At 68.8% G+C, this 12,556-nt stretch carries 13 protein-coding genes; all 13 read left to right on the top strand.

What is annotated here, in order from left to right; all coding sequences use genetic code 11:
- Nucleotides 1–5: 5 nt before the first annotated feature.
- The 13 genes from VNN77_18640 (at nucleotide 6) to VNN77_18580 (ending at nucleotide 12,554) form a co-directional block, all read left to right on the top strand.
- The gene (locus VNN77_18640; GenBank protein ID HXG53420.1) at nucleotides 6–1,271 is read left to right on the top strand and encodes a 3-deoxy-D-manno-octulosonic acid transferase; all 1,266 of its coding nucleotides are present in this window, start codon (nucleotides 6–8) and stop codon (nucleotides 1,269–1,271) included.
- A 23-nt stretch (nucleotides 1,272–1,294) separates the two neighbouring features.
- Nucleotides 1,295–2,383: a tetraacyldisaccharide 4'-kinase gene (gene lpxK, locus VNN77_18635; GenBank protein ID HXG53419.1), complete on the top strand. Its 1,089-nt coding sequence runs from the start codon at nucleotides 1,295–1,297 to the stop codon at nucleotides 2,381–2,383.
- Entirely contained in the window at nucleotides 2,380–3,237 is an 858-nt protein-coding gene (locus VNN77_18630; protein HXG53418.1) for a VOC family protein, read from the top strand. The genes lpxK and VNN77_18630 overlap by 4 nt, the downstream gene beginning before the upstream one ends.
- 117 nt (nucleotides 3,238–3,354) lie before the next feature.
- Complete coding sequence (locus tag VNN77_18625; protein ID HXG53417.1) at nucleotides 3,355–3,528, top strand: Trm112 family protein; 174 nt, start codon at nucleotides 3,355–3,357, stop codon at nucleotides 3,526–3,528.
- On the top strand, nucleotides 3,525–4,610 hold the full coding sequence (gene waaF, locus VNN77_18620; protein ID HXG53416.1) for a lipopolysaccharide heptosyltransferase II: 1,086 nt from the start codon (nucleotides 3,525–3,527) through the stop codon (nucleotides 4,608–4,610). Before VNN77_18625 ends, waaF begins: the two co-directional genes overlap by 4 nt.
- A 112-nt stretch (nucleotides 4,611–4,722) precedes the next feature.
- Nucleotides 4,723–5,418, top strand: a complete 696-nt coding sequence (locus VNN77_18615) for a lipopolysaccharide kinase InaA family protein (GenBank protein HXG53415.1) — start codon at nucleotides 4,723–4,725, stop codon at nucleotides 5,416–5,418.
- On the top strand, nucleotides 5,415–6,467 hold the full coding sequence (locus VNN77_18610) for a glycosyltransferase family 9 protein (GenBank protein ID HXG53414.1): 1,053 nt from the start codon (nucleotides 5,415–5,417) through the stop codon (nucleotides 6,465–6,467). Before VNN77_18615 ends, VNN77_18610 begins: the two co-directional genes overlap by 4 nt.
- Nucleotides 6,457–7,305, top strand: a complete 849-nt coding sequence (locus VNN77_18605) for a lipopolysaccharide kinase InaA family protein (protein HXG53413.1) — start codon at nucleotides 6,457–6,459, stop codon at nucleotides 7,303–7,305. The genes VNN77_18610 and VNN77_18605 overlap by 11 nt, the downstream gene beginning before the upstream one ends.
- Nucleotides 7,275–9,035: a glycosyltransferase family 39 protein gene (locus VNN77_18600; GenBank protein ID HXG53412.1), complete on the top strand. Its 1,761-nt coding sequence runs from the start codon at nucleotides 7,275–7,277 to the stop codon at nucleotides 9,033–9,035. The genes VNN77_18605 and VNN77_18600 overlap by 31 nt, the downstream gene beginning before the upstream one ends.
- A 70-nt stretch (nucleotides 9,036–9,105) precedes the next feature.
- A complete protein-coding gene (locus VNN77_18595; GenBank protein ID HXG53411.1) occupies nucleotides 9,106–9,834 on the top strand; it encodes a methyltransferase domain-containing protein in 729 nt (242 codons plus the stop codon).
- The gene (locus VNN77_18590; GenBank protein ID HXG53410.1) at nucleotides 9,831–10,976 is read left to right on the top strand and encodes a glycosyltransferase family 4 protein; all 1,146 of its coding nucleotides are present in this window, start codon (nucleotides 9,831–9,833) and stop codon (nucleotides 10,974–10,976) included. The genes VNN77_18595 and VNN77_18590 overlap by 4 nt, the downstream gene beginning before the upstream one ends.
- Nucleotides 10,960–11,850, top strand: a complete 891-nt coding sequence (locus tag VNN77_18585) for a lipopolysaccharide kinase InaA family protein (GenBank protein ID HXG53409.1) — start codon at nucleotides 10,960–10,962, stop codon at nucleotides 11,848–11,850. Before VNN77_18590 ends, VNN77_18585 begins: the two co-directional genes overlap by 17 nt.
- Before the next feature lie 14 nt (nucleotides 11,851–11,864).
- Complete coding sequence (locus tag VNN77_18580; GenBank protein HXG53408.1) at nucleotides 11,865–12,554, top strand: class I SAM-dependent methyltransferase; 690 nt, start codon at nucleotides 11,865–11,867, stop codon at nucleotides 12,552–12,554.
- The last annotated feature ends 2 nt before the right edge of the window (nucleotides 12,555–12,556 follow it).

Here is a 12,556-nt window from a genome sequence, read left to right as displayed (position 1 = left end):
CGCCCGTGCGTTCCGCTTATCCGATTTACAACACGGTCTGGGCGGCAGCATTGGCCGCCGCCGCGCCGCTCGCGCCACTGCTTCTGCTTTCAGGCCCGCGGTTTCGCGCCGGAGCGCTGCAGCGCCTGGGATGGTATCCGGCGCTGCCGGCCGGAGGAAAAAAGCGGCCGATCTGGATTCACGCCGCGTCGGTCGGAGAAGTGACCGGGACGCGGGAGCTGACCGCGCGCCTCAAGAAGGAATTTCCCGGCCGGCCGATCGTGCTTTCCGCCTTCACTCACACGGGTCATCTGACCGCGCGCAGGGATCCGCATGCCGACATGGTGGTCTATCCGCCGCTCGATCTGGTGTGGATCGTTCGCTCGGCTCTCGCCAGGTTCGATCCGGCGGCCCTGGTCGTCATCGAGACCGAGATCTGGCCGAACCTGCTGCGCGAGGCGCGGCGGCGCGGCATCCCGGCGTTGCTCCTGAGCGGGCGGATCTCCACGCGATCGGTTCGCGGCTACGCGCGCTGGGGGCGGCTGTTCCGGGAGGCGCTTTCCTGTTTCAATGCGCTGGGAATGCAGTCGCGGGAAGACGCGGAGCGGATCGTGCGGCTGGGGGCCGAGCCGAGCCGTGTGTCGGTGACCGGGAGCCTGAAGCTGGCGGCGGCATCTCCGACGCGGACCCCGCGCGCCGAGGGCGGCAGGCTCTGGGTGGCGGGCAGCACGCACCGCGGGGAGGAAGAGATCGTGCTGCGGGCTTTCGCGTCTCTCAAACGGAGCTTTCCGGATCTCCGGATGGCGCTCGCGCCACGCCATCCCGAGCGTTTCGCCGAGGTGGAAAAACTCATCGGCGCCGAGGGGCTCGACTTCGACAGGAAGAGCCGGCTGGACGGACGGCTCACGGGAGCCAAGGACGTGACGCTGGTCGACACGCTCGGCGACCTCGTCGATCTCTATGCCGCGGCGGATGTGGCGTTCGTGGGCGGGAGCCTGGTCGCGGCGGGCGGTCACAACCTGCTCGAGCCGGCGCGCTGCCGCAAGCCGGTGCTGTTCGGTCCGCACACGGAGCATTTCGCGGAGATCGCGGCGCGCCTGAAGGAGGCCGGCGGCGGCATCGAGATCCGGGGAGAGCACGATCTCGCCCGGGAGATCGGAGCGCTGCTCGCCGACGCCGAGCTTTGCCGCAGCGTCGGCGAGAGGGCCTATGGGGCGGCCTCGCAGGATCCCGAGGTGCTCGACCGCAGCGTGGCTTTGCTGGCAAGATATCTCGAGACTGGGGCGGCCTGACGACGCGAATCGCCGCGGGTGCAATGACCGCGCAGTGGGTCAGACATTTGTGGAATCGCGACGGCGTCGCCTGGAGGCTTCTGGGGCTGGCGTTGCTGCCCTTCGCCCTCGCCTACCGGACCGCGGTGCAGGCGCGCAACCTGACGTACGCGGCCGGATGGCGCAAAGGCATGCGGCTGGACAGGCCGGTGATCAGCGTCGGCAATCTCACCGTCGGAGGCACGGGCAAGACGCCCGCCTGCATCTGGCTGGCCCGCGAGCTCGAGCGGCGCGGCTACCGTGTGGGCGTGCTCAGCCGCGGATACAGGCGAAAGAGCCGGGAAGTCGTGGTCCTGAGCGGCGGTGGCCGACCGCCTGCGGGGGCGGACGGCGCTGCGGAGGTCGATCTCGCCGGAGACGAGCCGGCGATGATGGCGCGCCTGCACGGCTGCCGCGTGGCCGTGGGCGCCGATCGTTACGAAAGCGCACGCGTGCTTCTCGCCAGAGAACCGGTCGACGTTTTCATCCTCGACGACGGCTTCCAGCACCGCCGGCTGGCGCGCGACGTCGATGTGCTGTTGCTCGGCTCGGACACCGATGGGCGCCTGCTCCCCGTCGGGCCGTTCCGGGAGCCGGTCGGCTCGCTTCGGCGGGCGGACTACTATCTGGTGACCGGCGGGGCGCAGCGCTGGAAGCGGCGGCTTCCGTCGGGCGAGGAGCGGCGCTGGTTCGAGGCCCGGCTTCAACCGCGCGCGTTGATCGCCGGCGACGGGCAGGGCTGGAAGGAGTTTCCGCTCAGCCTCCTCTACCGGAGCAAGATCGTGGCGGTGAGCGGGATCGGCAACCCCGAAGGGTTCTACCGCACGATCCAGGAATGGGAAGGCGAGATCGTCGAGGCCGTCGAGTTCGAGGATCATCATGCCTACTCGGCGGCGGACTGGCAGCGAATCAACCGGCTGGCGCGCAACTGCGACCTGATCGTGACCACCGAGAAGGACCTCCTGAAGCTGCTGCGCTTCCCGTTCGCGCGATACCAGCTGCTGGCTCTGCGGATGGCGCTTGCGGTCGACGAGGGAGAGCGGCTCGTGCAGGCGATCGTCGATCGGATCGGGCGCCGGGGAGAGGCGTCATGACGGACTGTTCCGAAGAAGATATCGGCAACATCCTTCTGCTCGAGCACGTCAACCTTCAGGTGCCGGACCAGTCCCTGGCGACGCTCTTCTACGTCGTCGGCCTCGGACTGACGCGGGACCCGTTTCTCAACGTCGGGCTGGAAAACATGTGGGTGAACGCGGGCGAGCAGCAATTTCACCTGCCGACGCGGCGGGCTCAGGTGCTCCAGGGGCGGATCGGGCTCGTTTTCCCGGAGCTCGACGGCCTCAAACGCCGGCTCGCTTCGGTGGGCGAGCGATTGAAAGGGACCCGTTTCGCATGGGCCGAAGGCGAGGGCCGCGTGTCGGTCACCTGCCCGTGGGGAAACCGCTTCGAGTGCCACGCCGCAGGCGCGGAGTTCGACGACATGGCGCTCGGAATCCCGTGGGTGGAGTTCCGCGTGGCGGTCGGCAACGCCGCGGGGATCGCCCGCTTTTACGAACGCGTGTTGGGTGCGAAGTGCGCGCTCGACAGCGGTCGCGGAGGGGACGTGGCGCGCGTTCGAATCGGCCGCAACCAGCAGCTGGTCTTTACCGAAGCCGACGGGCCGCCCGGGGCTTACGACGGCCACCACATCGCGATCTACGTGGCGAACTTCTCGGGACCCTACGGCTTCCTGAAGGAGCGGGGGCTCATCTCCGAGGACGTGCGCAACCATCAGTTCCGGTTCCAGGAGATCGTGGACCCGGAGAGCGGAAAGGCGCTCTTCACGGTCGAGCACGAGGTTCGAAGCCTGCGTCATCCCATGTTTCACCGCGCTCTCGTCCTCCGAAACCCGGAACAGACCACGCGAAGCTACCGCCGCGGGCACGATCGCCTGGTGCCCTTCCGGTGAGCCCGCCCGAGCTTGCCGGGCGCGTCGCGGCGCCTCCAAGTTCGTGTTATATTTGGCGAATCGAAAAACGAGCCGCGCCGGGGCGAGACCGGACGAGAAGGGCTCAGGAGGCGCATGATGGGAATCAGCAAGGAGCTGCTGGAAATTCTGGCCTGTCCGAAGTGCAAGGGGGAGATCCGTCTCAACGACGCGGGCGACGGTTTGATCTGCGACGCCTGCCGCCTGATGTATCCGATCAAGGACGACATTCCCGTGATGCTGATCGACGAGGCGATCCCGCTGCAGCGATGATCGGCGCGGCGGCCAAGATCCTGGTGGCGCAGACCAGCTTTCTCGGAGATACCGTTCTCACGGTTCCTCTGCTCGCCGAGCTGCGGCGTCGGTTTCCCGCCGCCCGCCTGGCGCTTTTGTGCACCGGCCAGGGGGCGGAGCTGCTCGCGGGCCATCCGGACATCGACGAGATCATCGTCGACGACAAGCGGCGCGCGGACCGCGGCTTGCGCGGCCTGTTGCGCAAGGCGGCGGAGCTCCGCGCGCGGGGCTTCGATCTCGCGGTCACACCGCACAAGTCTTTGCGCACGGCGCTCCTGCTCTATCTGGCGCGGATTCCGCGCCGCGCCGGCTTTCGTCAGAGCCGCGGCTGGTTTCTGTTCAACCTCAGGACGGACAGGGACCCGGCTCGTCACGACGTGGAGCGTAATCTCTCCGTGGTGCGGGCGCTGGGCGTGCCGCCGGAGGACTGCGGGCGGACGCTGCGACTGCCGTCGAGCCCCGCGGATGTGGCCGCTGCGGGAGAGCTGCTGCGGGCGGCGGGCGTCGACGACGGCAAGCCGATCATCGGCCTCAACCCGGGGTCGGTGTGGCCGACCAAGAAATGGCCGGCGCAGAGCTTCGCGCGGCTGGCCGAGTTGCTCAAGCTGGAGATGGACTGCGAGATCGTCGTTTTCGGCGGCCCCGAGGACGCGGCCGTCGCGGCCGAGATCCAGGCCGCGTGCGCGGCCCGCGTGACGAGCCTCGCGGGGAAAACGTCGCTTCGCCTGCTCAGCGCGGCGTTGGGAGGCTGCAGGCTGCTCGTGACCAACGACAGCGGTCCGATGCATATCGCGGTGGCCCGCGGGATTCCGGTGGTGGCGATCTTTTGCGCGACGACCCCGGCGCTCGGCTTTTACCCTTACAGCGCGCGGGCGATCGTCGTCGAGAAAAAGCTTCCCTGCAGGCCCTGCGGCTCGCACGGCGGCCGGCGCTGCCCGCTCGGGACCGAGGACTGCAGCCGTCTCATCCCGCCGGAAGCCGTGCTCGCGGCGGCCAGGGAGCTCCTTCGCGACGGCGCGGAAGGCGCCGCCGGTTACGCGCCGCGGGTGGTCTCGTTGTGAGCGGCGGGGAAGCTTTTCAGCGGAGATCCCACGACCGGGTGATTCCATGAGTCGCTGGAGCGTGGCAGACGTCCCGCCGGGTTTTCGGGCGGTGGCGTCGGGTGATCTTCGAATGATCGTGCGGGAGGACGTGCGCTCGCTCATTCCTCCCGACCTCTGGCAGGGCAGCGCTCCGCAGGAGGAGTCGAGGAACCTGGCCGGCCGCTCCCGGCTCAGGGCCTTTCGTCTCGCCAACGGCGAGACGGCTTTGATCCGCGAGTACCGCCATGGAGGGCTGCTGCGCGCCGTGACCGGCGGCGTGTTTCTCGGACGGCCGCTCAGGCCGTTCCGCGAGCTTGCCGTCACGGAGGAGCTGCGGCGGCGGGGATTTCCCACGGTCGAGGTCTACGTTGCCTGTGTGCGGAAGGTCTGGGGGCCGTTCTACCGCGGGTGGCTCGTGACCCGCGAGCTCGACGGCGCCCGGGATTTCTGGGCGGCGTTGAACGACGGGTTCGTGAAGGGGGGAAACAGGGAGGAGGTGTTGCGCGCGGTTGGGCGCAGCGTGCGCGCCCTTCACCGCGAGGGCGTGTATCACCGCGATTTGAATCTCAAGAACATCCTCCTGCGGGAGGAGAACGGGAGGATTCGGGGCTACGTGATCGACTTCGACCGGGCGGTCCTGTTTCTCGGCGGCGTGCCGAGGCCGCTGGCGGAGCGCAACCTGGAGCGGCTCCTGCGGTCGGCCCTGAAGCTCGATCCCGAGCGAAAGCTGCTGGCGCCCGACGCCTGGGCGGAGCTGGTGCGTTGCTACCGGGAGGCGGACGAATGAACCTCCGGCCGCGGCGGATCCTCATCGTTTTGCACGGCTCGATCGGCGACGTCGCGCGCGCGCTGCCGCTCGCCAATACGCTGCGGCGGGCCTATCCCGAAGCCACGCTCGCCTGGTCGGTGGAGCCGCCGTCCGCGCCGCTCGTCGCGCGCCACCCGGCGGTGGACGAGGTGATCGTTTTCGACCGCCCGCGCTGGTGGCGGGCGCTTCCGGCCTTCGCGCGGCGGATCCGCAACGGACGCTTCGACCTCGTGCTCGACCTGCAGCGCCATTTCAAGAGCGGCCTGGTGAGCTTGCTGTCCGGGGCGCCCGTGCGGCTGGGCTTTCACCGCCTGGACGCGAAGGAGGGCAACTGGATCTTCAACAATCATTTCATCCCCGCTTTCGGCGACGGCCTGCCGAAGCTCGAGCATTACATGAAATTTGCCGACTACCTCGGGCTGGAGCGGGGACCGCTCGAATGGCGCCTGGAGATCGACGCGGCCGAGGCGGCGGCGGTACGCCGGCTGCTCGAGGGCGTGAGCGCGCGATTCGCGGTGCTGTTCGCGGGCGCTCGCTGGGAAAGCAAGCGGTGGTTCGCCGACCAGATCGCGGAGTGCGCGCGCATGCTCCAGCAGCGCTACGATCTGGACGTCGTTCTGCTGGGCGGCAAGGACGAGGCGGCGATCGCGGCCGAGGCGGTGCGGCGCCACGGGGAGCGTATCGCCGATCTGGTGGGCCGGACCTCGCTGCGGGAGGCGCTGGGAGTCATCGCGCGAGCGCAGGTCGCCGTGGGGCCGGATACCGGTCTGGCGCACCTCGCGGCCGCCGTGGGGACGCCGGTGATCTCTCTCTGGGGCGCAACGAGCCCGCTCAGGACCGGCCCGCATGGATTCGGCCACCTCGCCTTGCAGGGACGCGCGCCGTGCGCGCCGTGTTATCGGCGCCGCTGCCCGATCGGGCGCATCTGCATGCGGTCGATCGCCGTCGAGGAGATCGCCGACAAGGTGCAGCTCGCGTTGGCGGAGGGGCCGGACGCAAAGAGAGGAACAAGCGGCTTTGGAGCTTGAATACGAGGATCTGCGCGACGGCGCCTGGCGGCTGCGCGTCCTGCGGGGCCGGTGGAACGAAAGGTTGCGAGGCGAGGTGGCCGGGGCGCTATCCGCCGCGGGGGCGGTCGGCCGCCACCCGGCGACGGTGAGGTTGCGCCTTGCCGAGGTCGGGGACTGTTTTCTCAAGATCTTCGGCCGGGAGAGCGCTCTCAAGAGCGTGTTTCGTGTCTCCAAGGCGCTGCGGGCTCTCGACCAGGGAGCAGCGCTGGCGCAGAAGGGGTTGAACGCCCCGGTGGCGGTTGCGGCCGGGGAAGAGCGCCGATTCGGGGCCGTTCGCCGGGCGTTCCTGCTGACCCGGGCGGTCCCGGGCGAGACGCTGCCGGCCTTTCTGCTTCGACGCCACGGCGAGCCGGCGGACCGCGCGTGGATCCTGGAAAAAAGGAAGCTGATCCGGGAGCTTGCGGCCGAGGTTCGAAAGCTCCACGACCTCGGCTTCGTACACGGCGATCTGGTGGCGGCCAACGTCATGATCGCCCGTGCCGACGGGGTCTGGCGCTTCTACTTCATCGACAACGACCGCACCCGCCGTTATCCGAGGCGGCTGCCGCAATCGCTCTGGAAGCGGAATCTCGTACAGCTCAACCGGCTGGTTCTGCCGGGGATCTCGCTCCAGGATCGCCTGCGTTTCTTTCGAGCCTACGTCGGTCGCGAAGCGCTCGGTGGCGGCGACCTTCGTCTGCTGCGCTGGCTCGAGGCGAAGACCCGCAAACGACGGCGCGACTGTGACCATGTCTCGCCGGAAGGGAGCTTCCGGACGTTGATGAAGTGGAGCGGAAGGGTCGCGGGCGGGAGCTGAAGGTGCTGCAGGCATTGTCGCGAAATGAACCGGCCCGGCTCGCCGTGCTGGCCGCCGTCTGCGGGCTTCTTTTCTGGGTGTTTCTCGGCGCGGCCCCGTTCCACGACAAGGGCGAGCCGCGCGAAGCGCTGGTGGTGCGCGACATCGTGGTCAACGGCAACTGGCTGTTTCCGCTGCGGCTCGGCGAGGTGATTCCCTCGAAACCGCCGCTCTTTCACTGGGTGGCTGCGGCGGGGTCGCTCGCGCGGGGCGAGATGACCGAGGCTTCCGTTCGTTTCCCGTCGGCGTTTTTCGGGACGCTCGCCGTCTTGCTGATCTATTTCCTCGGCAGCCGCATCTACGACCCGCAAACCGGGCTTCTCGGAGCCGTGGCGCTGGCCACCACCGCGGTCTTCCAGGGCGCCGCGGTCGAGGCGCGCGTCGACATGGCGCTCGCGTTCTTCGTGACCTGCTCGCTGGTGCTGTTTTTCTCCATCTACCGGGGCGTCCTGCGCCACGGCGCGTGGACCTATCTTTTTTTTCTGGTCTCGGGAGCGGGCGTGCTGGCCAAGGGGCCGGTCAGCTTGATTCTGTGCGGGATCGTCGTGGTCGCGTTCCTGGCGGCCCGCAGGAGGTGGGATTTCATGCTCGCGCTGCTCCGCCATCCCGGCGTGCCGCTCGGCGCGGCGCTCTTCCTGCTCTGGTACGGGAGCGCGCTGTGGCACGGCGGGAGCGAGTTCTTCGGGCTGCAGTTCGTCAAGGAAAATCTGGCCCGCTTTTTTATCCATGGGGAAGGCGGCACAGGCCATCAGAAGCCCGTCTACTATTTCATTCCTTATCTCTTCACGCTGGGGATGCCGTGGACCCTGTTTCTTCCGGCCGTCGCCTGGGTCGTCTTTGCTTCCCGGCTCCATCGCGACGAGCGCGGGCTCTTTCTGCTGATCTGGGCCTTCACGGTGCTGGTCTTCTTCTCGCTGTCGGCGGGGAAGCGGCCGCCGTATATCCTGCCGCTTTACCCGGCGTGGTGCCTGTTGATGGCCGCGGCCGCGCGCGAGCAGGAGCGGGTTCATACGGGGGCCGCCGGCGTCTACTTGAAGGGAGTGGGATGCCTGCTGGGCGCGGTGGGCGTGCTCGTCCTCGCGGCCGGGTTCGCGCGCGGGCTGGGCTGGAGCGCGGCGGAGCTTCTGGGTCTTGCGGGCATCCGGCTCGAAGGGGAAGCCGGGCACGCGGCCGCGGCCGTCGAGGCGGCGCTCAAGTCGGCGGCCTGGACCGCCGCGATCCTTGTCTACGGTTCCGGGCTTCTCTGGCTCGGGGCTTCGCGCCCGCTCCTGCTCGGGAGCTGGCGCCGGGCCATGACCGGAATCGCGCTGGTTTCGATCGTGAACGGCTGCCTGGTCCAGGCGCTCGTCAGCCCGGCTCTCGCGCGCTCGCGGAGCTACAAGGATTTCGTCTCGGCCGCTCTGGCGCGGAGCGCGGGGCGGCCGGTGCTGCTCTACGCGGAGGGCGTCGACGGCTCCTCCGTGTTCTTCTACGGCGGCGCAGGCGTGGAGGCGGTGGCCGGAAATTACCAGACACTGCTGGGCCGGCTGCGGACCGAGCCGCGATGCGTGGTCATGGGCGAGAGCGTCTGGCGCTCCCTGGACGACGGCGCAGCGCGCTGGTCCGTGGTGCTCCGCAGCCATGGAACCGGGCCCGACGGGAACCAGCCGCTGGTGCTTGTTCGCGGCGCGGCGGGCGGATGCTCCGATTGAGGCCGGAGGGATGATCGAAGAATGGCTGCGGCGCCGTCCCGGTGCGGCGGCAGGAAGAGATTGAACCGACATGCCCAACGCACACATCCTGCGGGCCGTCACGAGTTCCTGGCGCTCCGAAGCCGCGGGGGGCCGGAAGGTGCTGGATTCGAGCTGCGGGGGCGGCGATACGGCGCGGAAACTGGCCGGCCTCGGGTTCGAGGTCGTCGCCACCGACTACGGCGCGCCGCCGCCCATAGAAGGCGTGAAGTGGCGCATCGCGGGGGTGGATCTGAACGAGTTCCTGCCGTTCCGCGACGCGTGCTTCGAGGGCGTGAACCTGGTCGAGGTGATCGAGCACATCGAACATCAAGCTCAGCTGGTGCGCGAGATCGCGCGGGTCTTGAAGCCCGGCGGCGTGCTGCTGGTGAGCACGCCGAACGTGCTGAACGCGTTTTCGCGGCTTCGCTTCCTGTTCACGGGATTTCTGCGCGGTCGGGTCCGGCCGGTTCATTACTCCCGCGGGCCGGGACAGGCGCCCAACATCTATCTGATTCATTTCTACGAGCTTTACTATCTCCTGTTCCACTACGGCTTTGCCATCGAGGAGCTGCGCGCCACGCGGATCAAGTTCGCCCCGCTCTTCTTCGCGGCGCTGCTGTTTCCGTTGATGTGCGCGGCGAGCCTGGAGGCGGTGATCCGCGCCGAGAAGGATCCGGTTCAGCGCGCCTACAACTGGCGCATTCTGCGCCACATGCTTTCGCCCGCGCTGCTCCTTTCGGACAACATCGTCGTGAAGGCGAGAAAAGCAGCGACATGAAGATCGCTCTCGTGCACAAGCGGCTCGATCTGAGCGGAGGGACGGAGCGCGATCTCTACCGGACCGCCGAAGGTCTGCGCGCGCTCGGGCACGAGATTCATCTCTTCTGCTCCGAGTTTAGCGTCGCGCCGCCTCCCGGAGTCGCGGTGCACCGGGTGCCGACGCTGCCGGCGGGACGGACCGCCCGGCTGTGGAGCTTCGCGCTTCTGGCGCCACGCAGCGCCGCGCGCGAGCGCTGCGATCTCGTCGTGAGCTTCGGGCGGACGCTGCGGCAGGACGTCATCCGGAGCGGGGGCGGGACGCATCGCGCGTTTCTCCGGAGCCTCGGAGAGGAAGGCGGTCCGGCGCGGCGCTGCTGGCAGGCGGTGAGCGTCTATCACCGCTCGCTGCTGGCCGTGGAGCGGCGGCAGTTCCTCTCGAGCCGCACCGGAGGGATCATTGCGGTTTCGAGGCGCGTCGCGCGCGAGCTCACGGAAATCTACGGCGTGGCGTCGGAGAGGATCACGGTTCTGTACAACGGGGTGGATCAGGAGCGTTTTCATCCTTCTTTGCGCGCGCGGTGGCGGCGCGCCGTCCGTCTCGAATGGGGGATACCGGAGGAAGCTCCGCTGGCGCTCTTCGTCGGCAGCGGATTTCGCCGCAAGGGATTGGACCGGCTGATCGACGCGTGGGCGGCGCCCGAGCTGCGCCGCGCGCGCCTGCTGGTCGTCGGCGCCGACGCCGGGTGGGCCGCCTACCACAGGCGTGCGGAGCGGCTGGCGCCGGGAAGGATCGTCTTCACCGGCCGGCAACAGGCCGTGGAGCGCTTCTACGCAGCCGCCGACGTGCTGGCGCACCCGGCGCTGCAGGAAGCGTTCGGGAACGTCGTGCTGGAGGCGCTGGCGAGCGGTCTTCCCGTCGTCGTCAGCCGCGCGGTCGGCGCCTCCGAGATCCTCGCAGGGGCTCTGGCCGACGGCATCGTCGAGGAGCCGGCGGACACGACGGAGCTGGCCTCGAAGCTCGCGCTGATGCTGGAACGCAGCGCCGATGCGGCGCTCGGAGGGGAGGCGAGGGAACTCGCCGAGCGCTATTCATGGGCGGATCACTTTGCAAAGCTGGACGCCTGTTTGAGGGAGGTCCGAAGGCGTGTCGGCGCGCGATAGCGCTTCGGTCTTCGTCCGCAAGCGCGTGGGCTCGGCCGCGGTTTGGGCCGATCCATGGTTTGCCCGGGTGGCGCCGGAGGTCCTGGCGGACCCCGACCGGCTGTTTGACCGGACCGCGTGCCGGATCGTAAAAGACGAGAAAAAAGTCACGATCGGCCGCGCGGTCCTCGCCGTCGACGGCACCTCGACCGTGGTGTACGTCAAGCGCTACAACGCGCATTCGGCCTTTTACCGGCTCGTCTCGCTGTTCCGCGTTTCGGCGGCGCGCCGCGCGCTGCGGGGAGCGGTCGTGCTGGCGCGGTGCGGGGTGGCGACGGCGCGGCCGCTCGCGGCGGTCGAGATCCGGCGCTGGGGGATGCTCGACAAGAGTTTTTTTCTGTCGCAGGAGATCCCGCAGGCGCTCACCGCGGACGCCTACTGGCGGGAGAGCCTGGCGGCGCTCGCGGGAGCGGACGGCATGCGCCGCCGGCGCGCTTTCCTGCGCGGCGTGGCGCGGCTGTTCCGGCGGCTCCACGACGCCCGGCTGTATCACAACGACCTGAAGGACGCGAACATCCTCGTCAGCGCGGCCGGCGAGGGCGAGCGGCTGTTTTTGCTCGACTTCGAAGGCGTGCGGCAATGCCGTTACCTGAGCGAGCGCAGAAGGGTCAAGAACCTCGTTCAGTTGCTCCGCACGCTGGGCGGCTACCTGAGCGCGACGCAAAGCCTGTTTTTCCTGGGGGAGTATCTCCGGGGAGGCGGGTCGGGGGCCGGCGGCGGGACGCGACGGCGCTGGGTACACAAGATCGCCCGAGCCCGTCGCTGGGCCGACGCGAGGTCGAGGGCCAAGGCGGCGGGGACCGCCGGCCGCCTCTTCCGGCGATCGGAAAGGTAGAGAGGAATGCTGCAATGTCCCTTGAGGCAGCCAGGAAGATTACGGAGACCGTAGACGGCTGGCTCGGGCGGAGAGAGGGATTGTACCTCTACCGCCTGGCCAGGGCCACCGCGGGGCTGGGCGTGGTGGTCGAGATCGGAAGCTACAAGGGGAAATCGACGGTCTGGCTCGCCAAGGCGCGCGAAGCGGCGCGGGGGGAGGAGGTCTGCGCGGTCGACCCCCACGTGATGGGGACGATCGACGAGTTCCGGCGTAACCTGGAGCTTTCGGGCGTCGCGCACATGGTCGTCCCGGTCGTGCGGCCGTCGGAGGAGGCGCTGCGCGGGTGGAATCGGCCGATCGGCCTGCTGTGGATCGACGGCGATCACAGCCACGCGGGCGTGCGGAAGGATTTCTTCGGCTGGGAGCCTCTTGTGAGCCCGGGCGGCGTCATCGCGTTTCACGACAGCTACTCGTGGGAAGGGGTCCGTTCGCCGATCGACGAGGAGCTCATCAGGGACGAGCGCTTCCAGATTCTCGGACAGTGGGACGGAATCTTCGCGATCAGGAAAACTCCCGGGCGCCGGTTCCCTGACCGGGTGAGAAGGCGGGTTTTCATCCGGCTGCGGGCGCTGTTCAATCGGGGACGGGCGGAAAGACGCCACTGGCGCGCGCTTCCGCGGAGAGTGCTGCGGCACCTCTCCGGCCCCCGCGACGGAGAATAGCG

The organism is Candidatus Zixiibacteriota bacterium, assembly GCA_035574315.1.
Classification (GTDB): domain Bacteria; phylum Desulfobacterota; class Binatia; order UBA9968; family UBA9968; genus DATLYW01.
The sequence above is the reverse complement of the archived record's forward strand: the minus strand, read 5'-3'. Positions and strand labels throughout refer to the sequence as shown.